At 72.3% G+C, this 21,331-nt stretch carries 19 protein-coding genes; 9 read left to right on the forward strand and 10 right to left on the reverse strand.

Annotated elements, in window-relative coordinates:
• Window positions 1-15: 15 nt before the first annotated feature.
• From ACQPZX_RS32965 to ACQPZX_RS32990, 6 genes are all read left to right on the forward strand, one after another.
• On the forward strand, window positions 16-1,524 hold the full coding sequence (locus ACQPZX_RS32965) for a FadD3 family acyl-CoA ligase (protein ID WP_433363882.1): 1,509 nt from the start codon (window positions 16-18) through the stop codon (window positions 1,522-1,524).
• On the forward strand, window positions 1,517-2,353 hold the full coding sequence (locus ACQPZX_RS32970) for an enoyl-CoA hydratase (RefSeq protein ID WP_433363885.1): 837 nt from the start codon (window positions 1,517-1,519) through the stop codon (window positions 2,351-2,353). Before ACQPZX_RS32965 ends, ACQPZX_RS32970 begins: the two co-directional genes overlap by 8 nt.
• Window positions 2,350-3,429 carry an acyl-CoA dehydrogenase family protein gene (locus tag ACQPZX_RS32975; protein WP_433363888.1) on the forward strand — a complete coding sequence of 360 codons (1,080 nt, stop codon included), beginning with the start codon at window positions 2,350-2,352 and terminating at the stop codon, window positions 3,427-3,429. Before ACQPZX_RS32970 ends, ACQPZX_RS32975 begins: the two co-directional genes overlap by 4 nt.
• The gene (locus ACQPZX_RS32980) at window positions 3,426-4,397 is read left to right on the forward strand and encodes an acyl-CoA dehydrogenase family protein (RefSeq protein ID WP_433363891.1); all 972 of its coding nucleotides are present in this window, start codon (window positions 3,426-3,428) and stop codon (window positions 4,395-4,397) included. The genes ACQPZX_RS32975 and ACQPZX_RS32980 overlap by 4 nt, the downstream gene beginning before the upstream one ends.
• Window positions 4,394-5,401, forward strand: coding sequence for an acyl-CoA dehydrogenase family protein (locus ACQPZX_RS32985; RefSeq protein WP_433385545.1), 1,008 nt, complete (start codon window positions 4,394-4,396; stop codon window positions 5,399-5,401). The genes ACQPZX_RS32980 and ACQPZX_RS32985 overlap by 4 nt, the downstream gene beginning before the upstream one ends.
• Before the next feature lie 70 nt (window positions 5,402-5,471).
• The gene (locus ACQPZX_RS32990) at window positions 5,472-6,557 is read left to right on the forward strand and encodes a cellulose binding domain-containing protein (protein ID WP_433363894.1); all 1,086 of its coding nucleotides are present in this window, start codon (window positions 5,472-5,474) and stop codon (window positions 6,555-6,557) included.
• A gap of 6 nt (window positions 6,558-6,563) precedes the next feature.
• Here ACQPZX_RS32990 and ACQPZX_RS32995 read toward each other — a convergent pair whose 3' ends face one another.
• From ACQPZX_RS32995 to hsaA, 6 genes are all read right to left on the reverse strand, one after another.
• Complete coding sequence (locus tag ACQPZX_RS32995) at window positions 6,564-9,170, reverse strand: Hsp70 family protein (protein WP_433363897.1); 2,607 nt, start codon at window positions 9,168-9,170, stop codon at window positions 6,564-6,566.
• Window positions 9,171-9,594: 424 nt separating this feature from the next.
• Entirely contained in the window at window positions 9,595-10,665 is a 1,071-nt protein-coding gene (locus ACQPZX_RS33000; protein ID WP_433384968.1) for an IS110 family transposase, read from the reverse strand.
• A 484-nt stretch (window positions 10,666-11,149) separates the two neighbouring features.
• Complete coding sequence (hsaB, locus tag ACQPZX_RS33005; protein WP_433385548.1) at window positions 11,150-11,704, reverse strand: 3-hydroxy-9,10-secoandrosta-1,3,5(10)-triene-9,17-dione monooxygenase reductase subunit; 555 nt, start codon at window positions 11,702-11,704, stop codon at window positions 11,150-11,152.
• A gap of 16 nt (window positions 11,705-11,720) precedes the next feature.
• On the reverse strand, window positions 11,721-12,626 hold the full coding sequence (gene hsaC / locus ACQPZX_RS33010; protein ID WP_433363900.1) for an iron-dependent extradiol dioxygenase HsaC: 906 nt from the start codon (window positions 12,624-12,626) through the stop codon (window positions 11,721-11,723).
• A complete protein-coding gene (hsaD, locus tag ACQPZX_RS33015; protein WP_433363903.1) occupies window positions 12,623-13,525 on the reverse strand; it encodes a 4,5:9,10-diseco-3-hydroxy-5,9,17-trioxoandrosta-1(10),2-diene-4-oate hydrolase in 903 nt (300 codons plus the stop codon). The genes hsaC and hsaD overlap by 4 nt, the downstream gene beginning before the upstream one ends.
• 10 nt (window positions 13,526-13,535) lie before the next feature.
• The gene (hsaA, locus tag ACQPZX_RS33020; RefSeq protein WP_433363906.1) at window positions 13,536-14,708 is read right to left on the reverse strand and encodes a 3-hydroxy-9,10-secoandrosta-1,3,5(10)-triene-9,17-dione monooxygenase oxygenase subunit; all 1,173 of its coding nucleotides are present in this window, start codon (window positions 14,706-14,708) and stop codon (window positions 13,536-13,538) included.
• 112 nt (window positions 14,709-14,820) lie between these two features.
• On the opposite strand from hsaA, the gene ACQPZX_RS33025 reads away from it, so the two are divergent.
• From ACQPZX_RS33025 to ACQPZX_RS33035, 3 genes are read left to right on the forward strand one after another with little or no spacing between them, the layout of a single operon-like run.
• Complete coding sequence (locus ACQPZX_RS33025) at window positions 14,821-15,942, forward strand: Rieske 2Fe-2S domain-containing protein (RefSeq protein WP_433363908.1); 1,122 nt, start codon at window positions 14,821-14,823, stop codon at window positions 15,940-15,942.
• A complete protein-coding gene (locus tag ACQPZX_RS33030) occupies window positions 15,939-16,175 on the forward strand; it encodes a hypothetical protein (protein WP_433363911.1) in 237 nt (78 codons plus the stop codon). The genes ACQPZX_RS33025 and ACQPZX_RS33030 overlap by 4 nt, the downstream gene beginning before the upstream one ends.
• Entirely contained in the window at window positions 16,175-17,155 is a 981-nt protein-coding gene (locus ACQPZX_RS33035) for a 2Fe-2S iron-sulfur cluster-binding protein (RefSeq protein ID WP_433363914.1), read from the forward strand. Before ACQPZX_RS33030 ends, ACQPZX_RS33035 begins: the two co-directional genes overlap by 1 nt.
• Here ACQPZX_RS33035 and dmpG read toward each other — a convergent pair.
• From dmpG to ACQPZX_RS33055, 4 genes are read right to left on the reverse strand one after another with little or no spacing between them, the layout of a single operon-like run.
• A complete protein-coding gene (dmpG, locus tag ACQPZX_RS33040) occupies window positions 17,142-18,149 on the reverse strand; it encodes a 4-hydroxy-2-oxovalerate aldolase (RefSeq protein WP_433363917.1) in 1,008 nt (335 codons plus the stop codon). The two genes, ACQPZX_RS33035 and dmpG, sit on opposite strands and share 14 nt — an antisense overlap.
• Window positions 18,146-19,000, reverse strand: a complete 855-nt coding sequence (locus ACQPZX_RS33045) for an acetaldehyde dehydrogenase (acetylating) (protein WP_433363920.1) — start codon at window positions 18,998-19,000, stop codon at window positions 18,146-18,148. The genes dmpG and ACQPZX_RS33045 overlap by 4 nt, the downstream gene beginning before the upstream one ends.
• Window positions 18,997-19,782: a 2-keto-4-pentenoate hydratase gene (locus ACQPZX_RS33050; RefSeq protein ID WP_433363923.1), complete on the reverse strand. Its 786-nt coding sequence runs from the start codon at window positions 19,780-19,782 to the stop codon at window positions 18,997-18,999. Before ACQPZX_RS33050 ends, ACQPZX_RS33045 begins: the two co-directional genes overlap by 4 nt.
• Entirely contained in the window at window positions 19,766-21,331 is a 1,566-nt protein-coding gene (locus ACQPZX_RS33055) for an FAD-binding protein (protein WP_433363926.1), read from the reverse strand. The genes ACQPZX_RS33050 and ACQPZX_RS33055 overlap by 17 nt, the downstream gene beginning before the upstream one ends.

Consider the following 21,331-nt stretch of genomic DNA (forward strand, 5'->3'; position numbering starts at 1 on the left):
GGTGGGGAGGTCCCGATGACGTCGACCGTCCCGGCGGCGGTGATCGGAGCGGCCCGCGATTTCGGCAGCTCACCGGCCCTGGAGCGGTTGACGTTCGAGCAGCTCCTGGCCGGGGCGCGCCGGGTGGCGCGGGCCCTGATCGCCGACAGGCTGCGGCCGGGCGACCGGCTCGCGCTCTGGGCGCCCAACTCGGCGCAGTGGGTGCTGGCCGCGCTCGGCTCGAGCTACGCGGGCCTCACCCTGGTGCCGGTCAACACCCGGTTCACCGGCGTCGAGGCGCTCGACGTGATCCAGCGCAGCGGCGCCCGCGGCCTTCTCATCACCGGGCCGTTCCTCGGCGTCGACCGGCTCGCCGCATTGCGCGCCGCCGCCGATGCGGAGGGCTTCCCGCTCCCCCACCTCGTCGTCGAGATCCCCTCCCAGTGGGACGAATTCCTGGCGCGGGGAGCCGAGGTTCCCGAGGGTGAGGCCGATGCCCGCGCCGCCGCGGTCACGCCCGACGACGTCGCCGACATCCTGTTCACCTCGGGCACGACCGGGCGCAGCAAGGGCGTGATGAGCGCGCACCGGCAGTCCCTCGCGGTGGCCGCCGCCTGGGCCGGGATCGCCGGGCTGTCCCCCGACGACCGCTACCTCGTGGTGAACCCGTTCTTCAACAGCTTCGGGCTCAAGGCGGGCATCCTGGCCTGCCTGGTCAGCGGCGCGGCCATCGTGCCGCAGGCGGTGTTCGACGTGCCGCGCACGATGGCGCTGATCGGCGCGGAGCGGATCACCGTGCTGCCCGGCCCGCCGACGCTCTACACCAGCCTGATGGACCATCCGGACGCGGCGCGGCACGACCTGTCGAGCTTGCGCCTGGCGGTCACCGGGGCCGCCACGGTGCCACCCGCGCTGGTCGAGCGGATGCGCAAGGAGCTGGGTGCGGACGTGCTGACCGCGTACGGCCTGACCGAAGCAGTAGTGGCCACGATGTGCCGGGCGGGCGACGACGCGCGGACGGTGGCCGAGACGTGCGGACGGGCCGCGGCCGGCTTCGAGGTGCGCATAGCCGAGCCGGGCGGTGAGGTGCTGCTGCGCGGGCCGAACATGATGCTCGGCTACCTCGACGATCCCGAGGCCACCGCCGAGGCGATCGACGCCGGCGGCTGGTTGCACACCGGCGACATCGGGCGGCTCGACGAGCGGGGCTACCTGACCATCACCGACCGGCTCAAAGATATGTACATCTGCGGCGGCTTCAACGTGTACCCGGCCGAGGTGGAGCGGGCGCTGGCCCGCCTGCCCGGGGTGGCCGAGTCGGCGGTGATCGGCGTGGCCGACCCGAGGCTCGGCGAGGTCGGCCGGGCGTACGTGGTGTGCCGCCCGGGCGCGACGCTCACCGAGTCCGAGGTCATCGAGTTCTGCCGGGGGCGGCTGGCCGGCTACAAGGTGCCCCGCTCGATCGAGGTGCGGAAAGAGTTGCCGCACAACGCTTCCGGCAAGGTCCTCAAGTATCTGTTGCGCGCGGAGGCGGCCGATGGGTGACGAGGTGCTGTACGAGCGCCGGGGCGTGGTCGGCCTGGTGAAGATGAACCGGCCGCGGTACCGCAACGCACAGAACTCGGCTATGACGTACGCGCTGGACGCGGCGTTCACCCGCGCGGTCGACGACGACGAGGTCCGGGTGATCGTGCTGGCCGGGGCCGGCGACCACTTCTCGGCCGGCCACGACATCGGCTCCCCGGAGCGCGACGCGGACACGACGTTTCCGCGCCGCGCGGCGATCTGGTGGGACCACACCGGAAAAGAGGGCGCCGACCGCCGCTACGCCCGGGAGATTGAGGTCTACCTGAGCATGTGCCGGCGGTGGCGGGAGATCCCGAAGCCCACCGTCGCCATGGTGCAGGGCGCGTGCATCGCCGGCGGGCTCATGCTGGCCTGGGTGTGCGACCTGATCGTCGCGGCCGAGGACGCGTTCTTCGCCGATCCGGTGCTGCGCATGGGAATCCCCGGGGTCGAGTACTTCGCGCATCCATGGGTGGTCGGGCCGCGGTTCGCCCGCGAGATGCTGTTCACCGGCGATCGGTTCGGCGCGCGCCGGGCGTACGAAATCGGAATGGTCAATCGCGTGGTGCCGCGCGACGAGCTGGAACCCACCGTGCTCGCGCTCGCGGAGCGCGTGGCCGCCATGCCGGCGTTCGGGCTCGCGCTGGCCAAGCGCGCGGTGAACCAGTGCGAGGATCTGATGGGCATGCGGGCCGGCATGGATTCGGTGTTCGGCCTGCATCACGTGGCGCACGCGCACAACGCCGAGGTGACCGGAAACCCGTTGGCAGGCCTGGATCCGGCCGCCATGAAGAAGGCTTCGTCGTGAACCTCGATCTGGATCCGGCGGCGCTGGCGTTCCGCGACGAGGTCCGGGAGTGGCTCGCCGCCAACGTTCCCGCCGCGCCGCTGGACGGCCGTGCCTGGGAACGGCGACTCGCGGACGCCGGGCTCGCGGTGGTGTCCTGGCCATCGCGGTACGGCGGGCGGGACGCGCCACTCCTGCACACCCTGCTCTTCGAGGAGGAGTACCACGCCGCCGGCGCGCCCGTGCGGATCGGGCAGAACGGCTTGTTTCTGCTCGCCCCGACCCTGCTGGCACACGGGACCGACGAGCAGCGCGACCGGATCCTGCCGCCGATGGCCCGGGCCGACGAGGTGTGGGCGCAGGCCTGGTCCGAGCCCGAGGCGGGCAGCGACCTCGCCGCGATCCGCTCGCGAGCGCGCCGCACCGAGGGCGGCTGGCTGCTGTCCGGGCAGAAAACATGGAGTTCCCGGGCCGTGGTCGCCGACCGGGCGTTCGGATTGTTCCGCAGCGACCCCGGGGCCGAACGGCACCGCGGCCTCACCTACCTGATGTTCGGCCTGCGGGCGCCCGGGGTCACCGTGCGGCCGATCCGGCAGCTCGACGGCGAGCCGGGCTTCGCCGAGATCTTCCTGGACGACGTGTTCGTCCCGGACGCCGACGTCATCGGCGCGCCGGGCGACGGCTGGCGGGTCGCGATGAGCACGGCCGGGCACGAGCGCGGTCTGACGCTGCGCAGTCCGGGGCGGTTCATGGCGGCGGCCCGGCGGCTGGTCGCGCTGTGGCAGGAGGATGAGGATCCGGCGTTGCGGGATCGGGTGGCGGACGCGTGGATCGGCGCGCAGGCGTACCGGATGCACGCCTTCGCGGCGCTCGACCGGCCGTCCTCGGGTAGCGATGCCAGCCTCACCAAGCTGTTCTGGTCGGAGCTGGACGTGGCGCTGCACGAGACCGCGCTCGAGGTGCTCGGGCCGCATGCGGAGACGCATGCCGCGTGGACCGGCGGGTACCTGTTCTCGCTCGCGGGCCCGATTTACGCGGGCACCAACGAGATCCAGCGCGGCATCGTCGCCACCCGGGTGCTGGGGCTCCCCCGATGAATCTGGCGCCGTCGGCGGAGCAGGCCGCGTTCGGGGAAGCGCTGCACGACCTGTTGTCCGCGGCCGCGGTGCCGGAGGCCGCGGAGAGCTGGGCTGCCGGCGACCACGGACCCGGCCGGCTCCTTTGGTCGCGGCTCGCCGAGGTGGGCGTCACCGGGCTTGCGATCCCTTTGCTTTCCGGCGGCCTGGGCGCCGATACGCCCGACCTGATCATCGCCGCGGAGGAGCTGGGCCACCACGCGCTGCCGGGACCGGTCGCCGAGTCCCTCGCTGCCGTGCCGACGCTGCTGGCCTCTTGGGAGGACCCGGACGGGTGGCTGCCGGAGCTGGCCGCCGGGCGGGCTCTGGCAACTCTTGCCGCGCCGCCGTGGCTGCCCTTTGGCGCCGACGCCGACGCCGCAGGCCTCGTGCTGCTCGCCTCTCATGATGCCGTCGGGGTCGCCGTTCCCGGCGATGTCCACTCCTCCGTGGACCCCACCCGCCGCCTGTTCGAGGTGTCCGTCTCCGGCCCGCTGACTCCCTGCCCGGCGGTCGGCCGCGCGCTCGATCTGGGCGCGCTGGTCTGCGCGGCGCAGCTGCTCGGTGCGGGCCGGGCGCTGCTCGAGGCGGCAGTGGCCCACGCACGGACGAGGGTCCAGTTCGGCGGGCCGATCGGGCGGTTCCAGGCCGTCCAGCACCGGCTGGCCGACGTGGCGGTCGGGCTGGAGTTCGCGCGGCCGCTGCTGTACGCGGCGGCGGTCACCCTGACCGCCCGGGACGTCTCGGCCGCGAAGGTGGCCTGCTCCGGCGCCGCATGCCGGGCCGCCCGCGCGGCGCTGCAGGTGCACGGCGCGATCGGCTACACGCAGGAGCACGGGCTGGGCCGCTGGCTGACGAAAGTCCGGGCGCTGAGCCTGTCCTGGGGCACCCCGGGCGAGCACCGGGCGCGAGTGATGGCGGAGCTGAAGAAGGGGGCCGCATGGAACTGACCGAGGAACACCGGGCGCTGCGCGACGCCGTGCGCGGCCTGCTGGCCGGCTACCCGGCACGCGCCGCCGTCGAGCAGCCCGAAGGCTACGACACCGGCCTCTGGCAACGGCTCTGCAAAGAGATCGGGGTCGCGGGGCTTGCGGTCCCTGACGCGTACGGCGGGGCCGGCGCGACCCTGCTCGAATCGTGCGTGGTGCTGGGCGAGTGGGGCCGCGGGCTCACACCGGGGCCGATGCTCGGCTGCGCGGTGCTCGCCACCCAGGCGCTGCTGAACGCCGACAAACGGCTTCTCCCCGGCATCTGCGCCGGCGACCTGATCGTCTCGGTGGCGTGGCCCGGCGACTTCTCGCTTTCCGCCGCGGGCCGGCTCAGTGGGTCGGCGGATCAGCTGCTCGACCTCGGCGCTTCGGTGTTGCTCGTCCCGGTCGGAGACGAGCTGTGGGAGGTGGAAACGGATGCCTCCGGGGTCACGGTGCAGCCGGCCGACGTGCTGGATGCGACCCGGCGGCTGGCCACGATCCGGCTCGACGGCGTGGCCGGCCGCCGCATCGGCGAGATCTCGCTTCCCGGGCTGCGCGACCTGGCCTGCGTGGCGCTGAGCGCCGAGCAGGTCGGCGCGGCGTCGCGGGCGTTCGAGGCCACCCATGAGTACGTGCAGCAGCGAGTCCAGTTCGGCCGGCCGATCGGATCGTTCCAGGAGATCCAGCACCGGCTGGCCGAGGCGTACCTGCGCCTGGAGGCCGCCACCACCGCCTCCTGGACCGCGGCGGAGGCTCTGGTGGCCGGGTCGGCCGAGGCTTCGACGCTGGCCGCGATGGCCAAGGTCTACTGCTCGGAGGCGCTGCAGGCGATCGCCGCCGAGATGGTCCAGATGCACGGTGGACTCGCCATCACCTGGGAGCACGACGCCCACCTCTACCTGCGCCGGGCGTACGCCGACGCACAGCTGTTCGGCGCGCCCGCCGCCCATCTCGACCGGCTGGCGGCGACTTTGCTGGGCTGACCCTCTTTACGAAAACGTTTTCGGCAGGCATGTTGATTGACGAGCATCAATCTCATGTCTGGAGGAAACGATGGTTTCTGGACGAACCCGCGGCCTGATGGCGGTCGCCGCCGTGACCGCGCTGGCCGCCACCGCCATCTCCGCGCAGGGCGCCAGCGCCGCCGCGGCCGGCTGCCGGGTGTCGTACACGATCAGCTCGCAATGGCAGGGCGGCTTCGGCGCGAGCGTGGCCGTCACCAACCTCGGCGACCCGATCACCGGATGGACCTTACGCTGGTCGTTCGGCGCCGGGCAGGCGGTCACGCAAGCCTGGAACGCCACGGTGACGCAGAGCGGCTCGGCGGTGACCGCCGTCAACGTCTCGTACAACGGCGCGCTCGCCACCAACGGCAGCGCCTCGTTCGGCTTCAACGGGTCCTGGACCGGCAGCAACCCGGTGCCCGGCTCGTTCACCCTGAACGGCGTCACCTGCACCGGCACGGTGACCCCGACGACGCCGTCCACCTCACCGCCGGCCAGCCCGACCCCGACCCCGACGCCGACGCCGACCTCTACCGGCTCCCCCGCCCTCAAGACGGTCCGGGTCTTCTACCTCAAGCCCACCGACGTCGCCTTCGACCAGCGCTACCCCGACGGCATCGCCGCCGTCATGCGCGAGGCCCAGCGCTACTACAAGCAGGAGCTGGGCAAGACCTTCACGCTCAACAACACCGTGGTCGAGGTGGTCAACGGCGAACACGACCGGAACTGGTACATCACCACCAACTGCACCGGCAGCGACCACTACTGGTGCGTGGTCGGGAACATGCACCAGGAGTTGATGCGCCGCTTCGGGATCAGCAACCCCGACAGCCGCTGGTTGTGCGTCGGCGAGATCAGCGCCGAGGAGACCAACCAGTCCGGCGGCGGCGCCAGCCCCGGCTGGGTAGTGCTCAGCGGCCACGACGCCGACGGCGCGGCCGGCATCAACGGGCCGATGAACCGCTGGTACGGCGGGATGGTGCACGAGCTCGGCCACGGCTTCGGCCTGCCCGACTCGACGTCCACCGACGGGACACCGATGTCCGCGTCGTTCTACAGCTACCCGAACACCCACTTCAGCCAGGCGCAGAAGAACGCCATCATGGCCGGGCCGTACGGGAGCTTCTTGTCCTGAATGTTGTCAGCAGGTCACCGAGATCTGCTCGAAGCGCGCGTGGAACGGGGTGGGTTTCGCCCCGAACTGGGCCCGGTTGAGAGCGGACACGCCGACCCGCACGGTTTGCGGCAGCGTCATCGGGATCTTGGCCAGCTGGGCGAAGGCGGGCTTGTCGGCCGGACGCCAGGAACCGGTGATGGTGCCGCCCGACCGGGCCATCCGGAGAACCATCCGGGTGGCCCCGGTCTTGATCGGATGCTGACTGGGCAGCGGCCCGTGCACCCGCTGATGCGGGCCGCCGTCCCGATACTCGAAGCCGATCGTGCCCACCCCGCCACCGAAGCCCCGCTCGATCCGCACGTAACTGGTCGGGCCGTTCCACAGAAGCAGACCCGCGCCCTGGTAGAACACGGCCGGGGAGACCTGCATCGTGGCTTCCAGCACGAAGTCACCCGTTACCGGCCGCAAGAGCATCGGCGCCGTCATGTTGGACTGGTAGATGTCGGCGCCGTCCGGCGCGTTCAGGTCGGCCGCGCCCCCGCTGACGGTGATGCCGAGATCCGCGCGGTTGCGTTCCCAGGCGCTGTCCACCGTGCTACCGGCGAAGTCGTCAGTGAACCCGCAGGCCGGGGCCGCGCTCGCGCTGGCACTGGTGCTGGCGCCGGGTGGCGGCTGCGCCCCGGTCCGCCCGTCATTGTCCCGCAGAACCCGCACGGTGATCGGCACGCTGACCGCGATCAGCAGGACGGCCGCCGCCGCGACCACGACGAGCGTGCGACGCCGCCCGGAGCGGGTGGCTCCGGACAGCGGTTCGGTGGCCTCATCAGGCGCGGCCCGCCCCACCGCAAGAGGCTGCGTCGCCGCGGTCCCGCCCGACGGAGTCCCGCCCGCAGAATCCCGGGGCGCCGCCGTCCCGCCCGACGGAGTCCCGCCCGCTGAATCCCGGGCCGCCGGCGCCCCGCCCGCAGGGGGCCTGCCCGGCGGAGTGCCGCCCGGCGGAGTGCCGCCCGGCGGAGTGCCGCCCGGCGGAGTGTGGCTCAGCGGAGTCCCGCCCGGCGGAGTGTGGCTCAGCGGAGTCCCGCCTGGTGGAGTCCCGCCCGACGGCGGGGCGGGCTCGGGCGAAGGCGACGCCGGCGAGGTCGGCTCGGCCCGCGGCTCAGGCGACCGTGGCTTCGGCGCCGGTGGGGAGACCACTGGCACCGTGGCGGGCTCGGGCTTAGTGGTCGCGGCCGGGGCGGAGACGGGCGCCGCCAAGGCAGGCCCGGGCAGGGCTGGCGCGTGCGAGGCGGACGCGCGCACATGCGAGGCGGGCGCGGGTGAGGCGGACACGGGCGGGGCAGGCGCGGGCGCGGCAGGCGCGGGCGCGGCAGGCGCGGGCGCGGCAGGCGCGGGCGCGGCAGGCGCGGGCGCGGCAGGCGCGGGCGCGGCAGGCGCGGGCGCGGCAGGCGCGGGCGCGGCAGGCGCGGGCGCGGCAGGCGCGGGCGCGGCAGGCGCGGGTGAGGCGGACACGGGCGGGGCAGGCGCGGGCGCGGCAGGCGCCGGCGCGGCGGGTGCGGGGCGTGCGGGGGCCGGCGTCGGGAGGGCGCCGGTCAGGCGGGCGGCGCCGAGGGCGATGCTGTGCTCCGGGTCGGGGTCTACTACGACCGGGCGCTCGAACGCCTCGCCCACCAGCGCCCCCGCCAGGGGGATCCGGGATGAGCCGCCGGCCAGCAGGACTACGCGCAGCTGGTCGGGCGCCACGTTGGCCGAGCGCAGCGCGCGGGCGAGGGCGCGCACCGTCTCCTGCAGCGCGGGCGCGATCATCTCCTCGAACTCGCGGCGGGTCAGGCGCACGCGGGTGTGCAGGCCGGGCAGCGCCACCGGGATCATCACCTCGGTGTCGAAGGAGAGCGCCTCCTTGGCGTCCACACAGTCGCGCCGCAGGCGGGTCAGGGCCGGCAGCAGTTCGGCGTCGTCCCCGGTCAGACGGTCGGGTGGCAGGAGCCGGATCACGTGGTCGAAGACGGCCTCGTCGAAGTCGGCCCCGCCCAGCTGCTCGATCCCCTCCGGAGAGCCGAGCAGTTCGAAGCCTGAGGCGGTGCGGCGCAGCACGGCCGCGTCGAAGGTGCCGCCGCCCAGGTCGTAGACGGCCACCACGTCGCCGTCGGCCATGTGCTCGCTCGCCGCGTACGATATGGCCGCCGCCTCCGGCTCGCTGCGCAGCACCACCCTCGGTGCGTCGGCCAGACGCGCCGACTGCTCGAGGAGGTCCCGCTTGTAGGGACCCCAGTTCGCCGGGCAGGTGAGCACCACCGACGCGGGCGGCCCCTGCTCGGCGGCGGTGGCGACCGCCAGCACATGCTCCAGCTGGCGGGCGAGCAGCGCGTGCGCCGGATAGGGCGAGCCGCCGACCAGCAGCGGCACGGGATCGCCGACCCGCCGCTTGAACTCGCGGGCCAACCGGCCGGGCTGCTCCTCGCCGCGGCGCGCGGCGGGCTCGCCCACCAGCACCGGCCCGCTCGGCGGCAGGAAGATCACCGACGGGATCTCATGGCGCCGCCCGCCGAGGCGGAGCACCTCGACCTTGTCGCCGCGCCGGACGGCCGCCGCGGTCCAGGTGGTACCGAGGTCCACGCCCAGCCCATACGTCATCTCGGCCTCACCGTGACCCTTCACCGGCCCCTTCCGATCCGCGCCCCTGCGGGCCGCCTCGCCGCCTCACCCCGGACGGGACCAGGGCCGGCTTCTCGCGCGGCGACGCAGCCTCGATGACACGGCCGCACCGGCGACCGCCACCCAGCATCGGCCGATGCACCGGCGCCGACAAGGCCGCAGGCGACGGCTGCCCGAAAGGCTGCCCCCGCGGACCCGGCCCGGGAGGAGCCACCAGCACGCTTTGCTCTGCTTACCTTGACGCGCATCGGTGCGTATCGGTGAGCAGAGCAAAGCGCCGCCGGAGAGGAGCGGGTCGAAGGCTGGGCCTGAAATACCCGGATATTTCCGATGCCAGCCGGGTCGGGCGGCGAAGACTGGTGAGTTCCCGCATGCCTCGAACGGCAAGACGCTCCTATAGATGTCAAGCGGCGGGTTCGTGGGTGTTGGTGGTGATGAGTTGGTAGAGCTCGCGGGCTATGTAGCGTTTGAGGCAGCGGATGATTTCTTTTTTGGACAGGCCGTCTTTGGTGCGGCGTTGCGCGTAGGCGCGGGTGTTGGGGTCGCTGCGGAGCCGGACGATGGCGACGCGGTGGAGGGCGGCGTTGGCTTGGCGGTCGCCGCCGCGGTTGAGCCGGTGCCGGCGGGTTTTGCCGGACGAGGCGGGGATCGGCGCGACGCCGCAGAGCATGGCGAACGCGGCTTCGCTGGTGAGTCGCTGGTGGTTCTGGCCGACGGTGACCAGTAGTTGACCGGCGATGTCGGTGCCGACGCCGTGGGCGGCGGTCAGGGCCGGGTTGATCGCGGCCACCAGGGGTTTGAGCAGGCTGTCCAGGTCGGTGATCTCGGCCGTCAGGTGCTGGTGGCGGCGGGCCAGCGAGCGCAGGGCGATTTTGGTGGCGGTGGCCGGGCTGGCGGCGTCGGCTCGGTCCGGCCGCAGGTTCGCGCAGGTGCCGATCAGTTCTTTGACGCTCAGCTCGCGGAGCCGGGCGCGCAGCTGGTCGTCGGCGGTGACGATCAGGGCTTTGATCTGGCGTTGGGTGTCGGCGCGCTGGTCGATGGCGCTGCGCCGGGCCAGCCGCAGGTGGCGCAGGGCCTCGACCTGGCCGTCGCGTTGTTTCGGCAGGCCGGTGCGTTCGCCGGCCAGGGCGGTCTTGGCCGCGGCGATGGCGTCGATCGGGTCGGACTTGCCCTGTGACCGGCGGGTCTTGCGGTCCGGGCGGTCGACCTCGATCACCTCAACGGCCGCGGCGCGCAGCCGGCGGGCCAGCCCGGCACCGTAGACGCCGGTGCCCTCGACGCCGACCCGCCACAGCCGGCCGTGCCCGCGCATCCAGGCCAGCAACGCCTGATAGCCGGCCGCCGTGGCCGGGAACTGCTCGGTGCCCAGGACCCGCCCGACCAGGTCGATGACCGCCGCGGTGTGAGTGTCCAGGTGGGTGTCGACGCCGCCGACGACATCGAAAAGGGCCGGGTCAGGTGTAATGGAGGGCATCGTCGTCCTGTCGTTCGTGACTGTGGGCAGGGCGGCACGCACCGGCCGGGCAACGATGGACAAGACAGAGATGGGGCCTCTGGCCAGGCTCCTATGAAGTCACAACGCCACGACCCGGCACGTGCACGAGCACCTCCCGACCGGAGCCGACAAGTCTTACGAAGGACCCGAAGTCAGTCATCAAGCGGGTCAGACCCCGGCGGGAGGTGCTCACCCACCATCATCTCTGTCATCAAGATCGCAGGCGACGCGGGCGGGCGACGCGGGCGGGCGGGCGACGCGGGCGGGCGAGCGACGCGGCGGGCGAGCGACGCGGCGGGCGAGCGAGCGACGCGGCGGGCGGGCAGGCGAGCGACGCGGGCGGGCGAGCGACGCGGGCGGGGGACGCGGGCGGGCGGGGGACGCGGGCGGGCGACGCGGCGGCCCCGGCGGAGGTTGGCGCGATCGTCTGCAGACGGCGAACTGACGGCCTTGCCCGGGGCGCCTAGATCCAGTCGGTGTGGCGGGGCCACGCCAGCAGCGTGTCGACCACCTCGGGCGAGGCGTTGGGCGACACGGGCGCGGCCCCGTGGTAGCGGCCCTTGAAGAACAGCAGGGGCCCGTCGCCGCGGCATTCGCCGAGGGTGAGCACCCGGCCCACGACGATGGCGTGGTCGCCGCCGGGGTGGACATCCTCGACCCGGCATTCGGCCCAGGTCAGCGCGCCGGTCAGGATCGGCATGCCGGACGGGGACGGAGTCCAGGAGACGCCGGCGAACTTGTCGCCGCCTCGCAGGCCGAAAGCTCGGGACAGGTCGTCGTGGCCCTCGGCCAGCACGTTGACCGCGAAAAGGCCACTGTGCCGGATCCTCGCCCAGGTCGAGGAGCCCGCCTGCGGGCAGAACAGCACGAGCGGCGGGTCCAGCGAGAGCGGGGCGAAGGCCTGGCAGGCGAAGCCGGCCGGGCCTTCCTCGTCGGAGGCCGTGGTGATGATCGTGACGCCGGTGCAGAAGTGGCCGAAGACCCGGCGGAACTCGCGGGCGTCCAACCCGGCCGGGATGACTGTCACCCCGGCCTCAGTGCCCGCCGCCGGCGGCGAATCGGTGGCCCCAAACGCTGTGCGCGGTGGTCTGGCGGGCCACCCAGGTGGCGTCGTCGACCGTCAGGCCGGCGGTGCCGTACTCGATGTCGAAACCGCTCGGGGTGCGGACGTAGAACGAGATCATCTTGTCGTTGGCGTGGCGGCCGAGGGTGGAAATCATCGGCGCTTTGTTGCGGGCGCAGCGGTCGATCGCGCGGCCCACGTCGTCGATGGTCTCGGTCTCGGTCATCAGGTGGACGAGGCCGCTGGGGGCGGGAATCGGGGCCAGGGCAACGCTGTGGTGGCGCGGCCCGCAGCCGAGGAAGCGCATCCACAGTGGCTTGTCGCTGGGCGGCAGGCCGATGGTCTCGGGGATCAGCCGCATCGAGTCGCGCAGCCGGAAGCCGAGCACCTCGGTCCAGAACCGCAGGCCGGCGGCGTCGTCGAAGGTGGGCAGCACGACATGGCCCATGCCCTGGTCGCCGGTGACGAACCTGGTTCCGTATTGCCCCAAAAAGGGCCGGGTGTCGAGGGCGGCCCCGCAGAAGAACTCGAGGCGGTTGCCGGCCGGATCGTCGACGCTGACCATCTGCGCGACCCGCCGGTCGGCGAGCTCGTCGGCCCCGGCGATCTTCACCGCGGCTCCCGCATCGTCGAGCACGCCAAGCAGACGGGCAAAGCCCACGGGGTCGGCGACTTCCCAGCCGCTGGCGGCGAGCCGGTCGCGGTCGCCGGGCACGACGACGATGCGGGCGGGCAGGTCGTCCATGCGTAGGTAGACGGCCGACGGGTCGGGGCCGCGGCCCTCGGTCATGCCGAGCACCTTGACGCCGAACTCCCGCCAGGCGGGCACGTCGGTGGCCTCGACGCGCAGGTAGCCGAGGGATCGGATGAGACTCACGACCTGTCCCCTTCCCGGAGGTCGGATGCGAGCGACCTATCCCCTTCGAGGAAGTCGAACGCGAGGCGGTTGAACTCGTCGAACTTCTCGAGGTGCGCCCAGTGCCCGCAACCGCCGAAGACGTGCAGCCGGCAGCGGCGGATCACCTTCAGCGCGACCAGCGCGCCGTCGAGCGGGTTGACCCGATCTTCCCTGCCCCACACCAGCAGGACCTCGTTGCGCAGCCGGTGCGCTTCGCGCCAGAGCATGCCGTCCTCGTATCGCGCCGGGTCGGTGAAGGACGCGCCCATCTCGCGCAGGGCGTGCAGCGCGGCGGGCGTGGAGGCGGCGGCGAGGCGCTCGTCGATCAGATCGTCGGTGATCAGCGACGGGTCGAAGACGAGCGTACGAAGGAACGCGGCCATCCTCTCGCGGCTGGGCCCGGCCCCGAAGGCGCCGAGCCGCTTGACGCCCTCGGTCGGATCGGCGGCGAACACGTTGAGGCTCAGCCCGCCGGGGCCCATCAGCAGCAGCTTGCCGGCCCGCGCGCGGTGGCGCAGCGCGAAGCGGACCGCGGTGCCGCCGCCGAGCGAGTTGCCGACCAGGTCGACCTTTTCGAGGCCGAGCTTGTCGAGCAGCGCGGCGAGAGCGTCGGCGGAATGGGTGAAGTACTGATCCTTGAGATCCCCGAGTGCAGACCCGCCATACCCGGGCTGGTCGACGGCGATGGTGTCGAAGCGAGAAGCAAAGGCGGGCAGAGTACGCGAGAAGTTGCTCATCGCCGATGCGCCCGGCCCACCGCCGTGCAGCAGGACAACTGTGCTGCTACCGGCGCCTGGTCCTACTGACGGCGCGGAGAACCCAGGCCCCTCCGGGGCCACGTCCGCCGGTCCGGCCCGGTGGAAATGAAGGAGCTCCACAGGAACCGCCTCACACCATCGCGTCGGCGACGGACAGCCCGAACTCGCCCCGCCCGTACATGGACAGCGCCCGCTCGGGGTCGTTGATGGCGTGCACCCGCCCGGCATGGGCGTCGCGCCAGAAGCGCTGCATCGGGTGCGATGTGTAGATCGCCCGGCCGCCCGAGTTCTCGAAGAGCCGGTCCACCGCCTGGATCGCCAGCTCGGTGCCGCGCACCTGGTCGCGCCGGATCCGCAGGCGCAGCCGCATCGGCAGCTTCGCACCGGCGGTCGCCAGTCCCATCAGCTCGGTCATGTCGGCGGCGAGCGCGTTCCAGGCGGCGTCCACGTCGGCGCCCGCGCGGGCCACCCGCACCTGCGAGTACGGATCCTCGGCCGCGCGCACCCCCGCGTACGCGGCCCGGACCCGCTCCTGCATGTAGGTCACGTGCGCGTCGTACGCCCCGGTGGCCATGCCGATGATCGGGGTGGTGATCGAGTACGGGAAGATCGAGCCGTACGGGATCCGGTACAGCGGCGCCGTGTTCAGCTCCTGGCCGGGGCAGACGCAGCGGGCGGTGTCGCCGAAGCTGAGCGACCGGTACGCGGGAACGAACGCGTCGGCGACCACGATGTCGTTGCTGCCGGTGCCGCGCAGCCCGATGGTGTGCCAGACGTCCTCGATCGTGTAGTCGGCGGCCGGGATCAGGAACGTGCGGAAGTCGGCCGGCGTGCCGTCCTCGCCGGGCGGCACGATACCGCCGAGCAGCACCCAGGTGGCGTGGTCGCAGCCGGAACTGAAGCTCCACCGGCCGCTCACCTGATAGCCGCCGTCGACCGCCTTGATCTTGCCGGTGGGCGCGTACGACGAGGACATGAGCGTGCCGGGGTCCTCGCCCCAGACGTCCTGCTGGGCCTGGTCGGGGAAGAGCGCCATCTGCCAGTTGTGCACCCCGATCACCGAGGCGACCCAGCCGGTCGAGCCGCAGGCCGACGCGATGTCGCGCACGCAGCCGAGGAAGGTCAGCGGATCGGCCTCGAACCCGCCGAAGCGGGACGGCTGGAGCAGCCTGAAGAAGCCGGTCTCGGCCAGCGACTTGACCGTCTCGGCCGACAACTGCCGGCGGTCCTCGGTCTCCTGCGCCCGGTCACGAAGAACAGGTAACAGTTCCCGCACTCCCGGCGCGACCGCTGCGACCTCCATGAGACCCCTCCCCGGCTCGGCTTGACTGGCGAAGCTTGGCTGGCGAACTGAACGGTCCCTATACTAGAACACGTTCTACCTGACGGGCTACCGCCGAACCTGGGGGCGACACATGAGCGACGGCGCGGAAGCACGCACGATCGACACCGGGGCCCTGCCGACCAGGTTCGCCCGGGGTTGGCACTGCCTGGGATTGGCCGACACCTTCCGCGACGGTCAGCCGCACGCGATCGAGGCGTTCGGCACCAAGCTGGTGGTCTTCGCCGACTCGGGCGGCGCCCTGCACGTGCTCGACGGGTTCTGCCGGCACATGGGCGGCGACCTGACGATGGGCACGGTCAAGGGCGACGAGATCGCCTGCCCGTTCCACGACTGGCGGTGGCGTGGCGACGGCCGGTGCGCCGCGGTCCCGTACGCCCATCGCGTGCCCCTGCGCGCCCGCACCCGCTCCTGGCAGACCCTCGAAGAAAACAGACAGCTCTTCGTCTGGAACGACCCGCAGGGCGCTCCCCCGCCGCCCGAGGTCACCATCCCGCACATCGAGGGCGCCTTCTCCGACGAGTGGAGCGCCTGGACGTGGGACTCGATCCGGATCGACGGCGCCAACTGCCGCGAGGTCATCGACAACGTCGTGGACATGGCGCATTTCTTCTACATCCACTTCGCCTTCCCGACGTTCTTCAAGAACGTCCTCGAGGGCCACGTGGCCTCGCAGTTCCTCGAGACCCGGCCGCGGCCGGACGTGCCGATCACGGCGCGGCAGTCGGGCGACGCGACGCTGCGCTCGGAGGCGGCCTACTACGGCCCCTCGTACATGATCGACTACCTCTTCAACAACTACCGCGGCATCGACGTCGAGTCGGTGCTGATCAACTGCCACTACCCGGTGTCGGCCAACTCGTTCGTGCTGCAGTGGGGCGTCATCGTGAAGCGGCTGCCCGGCCTCACCACCGAGCAGGCCGAGCGGGCGGCGGTGAAGTTCTCGAAGAGCATCGGCATCGGCTTCGAGCAGGACGTCGAGATCTGGAAGCACAAGAGCCGCATCGACAACCCGCTGCTGTGCGCCGAGGACGGCCCGGTGTACCAGTTGCGCCGCTGGTACGAGCAGTTCTACGTCGACGCCGAGGACGTCACCGAGGACATGGTGGCGCGCTACGAGTTCGAGGTCGACACCACCCGCGCCGTCGAGACCTGGACGGCCGAGGTGGAAGCCAACATGAAGAAGTCGGCATGACACTGACCGAGCGCCAGGAATACCTGGAGGGCGGGTTCAGCGAGCTGGCCTGCGCCCGCTGCGAAGCCCTGGTCCGGGTCCGCAAATCGAGCCCGCAGCAGACGAGCGTCCAGTGGACGGCCCAGGCCGCGAAACGATGCGCCGGTGACCTCGGCGCGCTCGTGCCCACGTGCCTGGACCTGCGCGCCAGCATCGACGAGGCGGTGCGCGCGGGCAAGCTGGAGGTGACTTGATGACCCACCGGCTGCGCGTCGCCGAGGTCGTCGCGGAGACGCCCGACGCGCACTCGCTGATCTTCACGGTGCCACCCACCCTGGCCGCCGAGTTCGCTTACCGCCCCGGGCAATACCTGACCGTGATGGTGCCGCACAACGGTGGCAGCGTCGCCCGTTGTTACTCGCTCTCCAGTTCCCCGCACACCGACACCGATCTGAAAATCACGGTCAAGCGGGTACGCGACGGCCAGGCGTCGAACTGGATCTGCGACCATGTGGTGGCGGGTGAGACGCTGGAGCTCCTGCCCCCGGCCGGCGAGTTCACCCCCGCCTCGCTCGACGACGACCTGCTGCTGCTCGCCGGCGGCAGCGGCATCACCCCGGGCATGGGCATCATCAAGTCGGTGCTCGCGCACGGCAGCGGCCGGGTCACGCTGGTGTACGCCAATCGGGACGAGCAATCGGTCATCTTCGCGGCCGAGCTGGCCGAGCTGGCCGAGCGGCACGGCGACCGGCTGACCGTCACGCATTGGCTCGACAGCGAGCGCGGCGCTCCGGATGCGACCGCTTTCGCCGCGCTACTCAAACCAAAAAACCGCATTGACGCGTACGTGTGCGGCCCTGAGCCCTTTGTCGCAGTGGCCCGCGACGCGCTGCAGAAAGCCGGTGTCGCGCCGGAACGCGTGCATGTCGAGCGCTTCGAGGTCGAGCAGGAGAAATCCATGGACGCCACGCTCGAGGTGGAGATCGACGGGCAGACGCACCGGCTGCCGTGGCCGGCCGGCAGCCGCATGCTCGACGTCATCATCGGGGCCGGGCTGAACCCGCCCTTCTCCTGCCGGCAGGGGCATTGCGGCGCCTGCGCGCTGCGGATGCTGCGCGGCAAGGTCGATCTGGTCAACAACGAGGTGCTCGAGCAGGAGGACTTCGACGAGGGCTACATCCTCGCCTGCCAGGCCCTAGCCCGCAGCGACGAGGTCTCGGTCACCTATTACTGAGCCGCACGGCGATGTCGATGAGCTGGTCCTCCTGGCCGCCGACGAGGCGCCGCTCGCCCGCCCGCACCAGGATCTCCGCGCCGGAGACCTGGTATCGCTGGGCCAGCGTGAAGGCGTGGCCGAGGAAGCTGGAGTAGACCCCGGCGTAGCCCATGATGAGCGCCATCCGGTCGAGCTTGCACTCGTCGGCCATCACCGGGCGCACCACGTCCTCGGCGGCGTCCACAATGGAGAAAAAGTCGACGCCGGTCTCGATGCCGAGCTTGTCGCAGACGCCGACGAAGGCCTCCACCGGCGTGTTGCCCGCGCCCGCGCCGAAGCGGCGGGTGCTGCCGTCGATCTGCTTGGCGCCGGCCCGCACGGCGAGCACCGAGTTGGCGACGCCGAGGCCGAGGTTCTCGTGGCCGTGGAAGCCGACCTGCGCGTCGTCGCCGAGCTCGGCCACCAGCGCGGCGACCCGGTCGGCGGTCTGGTCGAGCACGAGCGCGCCGGCCGAGTCGACGACGTAGACGCACTGGCAGCCGGCGTCGGCCATGATGCGGGCCTGCTTGGCGAGGGCCTCAGGCGGCTGCGAGTGGGCCATCATCAGGAAGCCGACAGTTTCGAGGCCGAGCTTGCGGGCCAGGCCGAAATGCTGCTCGGTGATGTCGGCCTCGGTGCAGTGGCTGGCTATCCGGCAGACCGTCGCGCCGCTGCCGGCGGCCGCGCGGATGTCGTCGAAGACACCGATCCCGGGCAGCATCAGGAACGCGATCTTCGCGCGCGCGGCGGTGCGCACGGCCGCCTTGATGAGCTCCTGCTCGGGCGTGCGGCTCAGGCCGTAGGTGAAGGACGAGCCGCCGAGGCCGTCGCCGTGGGTCACCTCGATGACCGGCACGCCGGCCGCGTCGAGCGCGGCGACGACCGCGGTGACCTCGTCGACGGTGAACTGATGGCGCTTGGCGTGCGAGCCGTCGCGCAGCGAGGAGTCGGTGATCCGGATGTCGGCGGTCATGAGGCCAGTTCCTCTCCCACGCGCGTCGCGGCCGCGGTCATGATGTCGAGATTTCCCGCGTACGGCGGCAGGAAGTCCCCGGCGCCGGTGATCTCGACGAAGATGGCGACGCGGCCCTCGTCGAACTGTGGCTCGTTGAGCAGCCGGTAGCCGGGCACGTAGCGCGCCACCTCGGCGGCCATCTCGTGGATCGAGACAGCGATCGCGGAGGTGTCGGCGTCGGGGCCGATCGCGCAGAAGATGGTGTCGCGCATGACGAGCGGCGGGTCGGCCGGGTTGAGCACCACGATCGCCTTGCCCCGCCCGGCGCCGCCGACAAGTTCGAGGGCGCGGCCGGTGGTGCGGGTGAACTCGTCGATGTTCTGCCGGGTGCCGGGGCCGGCCGAGCGCGAGGCGACGGTCGCCACGATCTCGGCGTAGCTGACCGGCGTGCGGCGGGAAACCGCGTACACCATCGGGATCGTGGCCTGGCCGCCGCAGGTGATGAGGTTGAGATTGGGCGCGCCGGCGTGCTCGTGCAGGTTGACCTCGGGCACGACGAGGGGGCCGACGGCGGCCGGGGTGAGGTCGATGGCACGGATGCCGGCCTCGGCGTATCGGGGCGCGGCGGCCCGGTGCACGGCCGCCGAGGTGGCCTCGAAGACGATGTCCGGCAACGGATCCTGGGCCAGGAGCCAGTCGATGCCCTTGGCGGAAGCGGCTAAACCGAGGGAGGACGCGCGGCGCAGCCCCGGGCTCTCCGGATCGATGCCGACCATCCAGCACGGCTCGATCTCCTTGGAGCGCAACAGCTTGTACATGAGGTCGGTGCCGATGTTCCCCGATCCCACAATGGCGGCCGTGAGCGTCATGATGCCTCTCCAAAGGAAAGCCGGACCTCGCCGAGGCCCGTGAAGACCGCCCGGAACTCGTCGCCCGGACGCGCGTCGACGGCCCGGCAGCACGCGCCGGGCAGGACCAGGTGACCTGCGTGGAGCCGCACGCCGAAGCCGGCGACCGTGCGGGCGAGCCAGGCCACCGCCGTGACCGGGTTGCCGAGGACTGCGTCCGATCGGCCTTCCGACACCAGATCCTCGCCCTTGTAGAGGACCGCATCGATGCCGCGCGGGTCCACGTCGGACGGCGGCACTCGGGCGGCGCCGACGACGAAGCCGGCCGAGGAGGCATTGTCGGCGATCGTGTCGGCCAGGCTGATCTTCCAATCCTGGATGCGGCTGTCGATCAGCTCGATCGACGGCGCGAAGGCGGCGGTGGCGGCCAGCACGTCCTCCTCGGTGCACCCCTCGCCGGGCAGGTCCGCGCCCAGCAGGAAGGCGACCTCGATCTCGACCCGCGGGTAGCAGTAGCGCCCCGCGTCGGCCGGCTCGCTCTCGGAGAGCCGCATGTCGGCCATCAGATGCCCGTAGTCGGGCTCGTCGACGCCCATCATCTGCTGCATCGCCTTCGACGACAGCCCGACCTTGTGGCCCACGACCACGCCGCCGCGGCGGCGCACATTCAAAAGCTGGATCTCGTACGCGTCCGCGGCGGTCAGATCCGGTCGCTCGGCGACCAGCGGCAGGATGGGCTCCCGGTCGCGCTCGGCGGCGAACAGCCGGTCGGCGAGCGCGCGGCGGTCAGCCTCGGTGAGCATGCAGTCCTCCCCTGTCCTGGATGGCGGCGTCGCGGCCGGCCCGGCGCCCCGAGAAGACGCAGTCGGCCAGCGAGAGCCCACTGACGTAGCTGCGCGAGCAGATGCCGACGGCGGTGCGCCCCGCGGCGTAGAGGCCCTCGATCGGACGGCCGTCGGGCCGCAGCGCCCGCCCGGTCTCCTCGTCCACGGTCAGGCCGCCGAGGGTGAGCATCGGCGCCGGCGCCGCGGGCCGGTTGCGCACCGAGACGTCGATCAGCGAATACGGTGGCGTGTCGAGCGGCCGGGCGACTTCGGGCGGCTTCCCCGGCGGCCCGCTCCGATATCCCGCGAGCGTCTTCGCCAGCCCGGCCGGATCGATCCCGGCGCGGCGCGCGACCGCCTCGGGCGTCGGGGCGGTGACCCGCCCCGCGGTGAGCAGATAACGCGCCTGCCACCGCTGGAACCACAGGGTCTGCTCGCGCACCTGACGGCGGGACTCGGCCAGCACCGACGCGTCGAGCAGCAGCCAGCTCCGGGCACCCGGTGACCGCAGGATCGCCTCGCCGACGGCCGCGCCGTAACGGGATTCGTCGCAGACCCGCCGGCCGTCCCGGTCGACGATGAGGCCGCCGAGCATGGCCGAGGGCGGGGTGATGAATCGCCAGATGCTGACCCGGTCGAGATGGGCCGTGCCGGCGCCGGCCGAGACGCCGAGCCGGATGCCCGAACCGTCGTCGCCGGGCGTGCCCAGCCGCAGGCCGCCGCGGTAATCGGGGGCGTGCTCGCGCATCATCGCCCGGTCGAAGACGAAGCCGCCGGCCGCGAGCACGACGCCGCGCGTGGCTTCGACCCGCAGCGGGCGGCCGTAGCGCCGTTCCAGCCAGGCGACCGGCCGATGCAGCGCACGCCCCAGGCTCGGGAGGTAGAGGCCCGGCTTGACCGACCACCGATGCAGCACCCGATGGGCCCACGCCGGGGCGCCGCGCAGGGTCTGGCACTCGACCCCGGTCACCCGCCCGCCGGCATCGGTCAGCAACCGGGTGACGCGGGTCTGGGCAAGCAGCACCACGCCTCTCTTGCGGGCGGCCGCGGCGAGCCGGGCGTAGAGCATCCGGCCCGAGGTCCCGCGCGCGAGCACCCGGTGGCCGCGCGGCGCCCGCTGGCCGAAGGAGATCTCGCTTCCCGAGAAGTACAGGTAGTGCCGATTGGTGGGATACGAGGTCTTGTAGGGGCAGACCCGGGCGTCGAACGGCACGCCGAGCCCCGCGAGCCAGTCGACCATGTCGGCGCTCTGCTCGCAGAACCAGCGCAGGGTCTCGGCCGAGACGGTGTCGCCGACCTCTTCGCGCAGGTAGTCGAACATCGCCTGCGGGGTGTCCGCCACGCCGGCCTCCCGCTGCTGGCGCGTGCCGCCCCCGGCATAGACCACGCCGCCCGAGATCGCGGTGGCGCCCCCGCCCCCGAAGCGGTCGAGCACCACCACCCGGGCGCCCGCGTCGGCGGCCTCGATCGCGGCGCAGGCCCCGGCCGCGCCGAAGCCGACCACGATGACGTCGGTGGTGGCATTCAC

Origin of the sequence: Actinoplanes sp. CA-142083 (genome assembly GCF_050942195.1) — a bacterium.
In the GTDB taxonomy this organism is placed as follows: Bacteria; Actinomycetota; Actinomycetes; order Mycobacteriales; family Micromonosporaceae; genus Actinoplanes.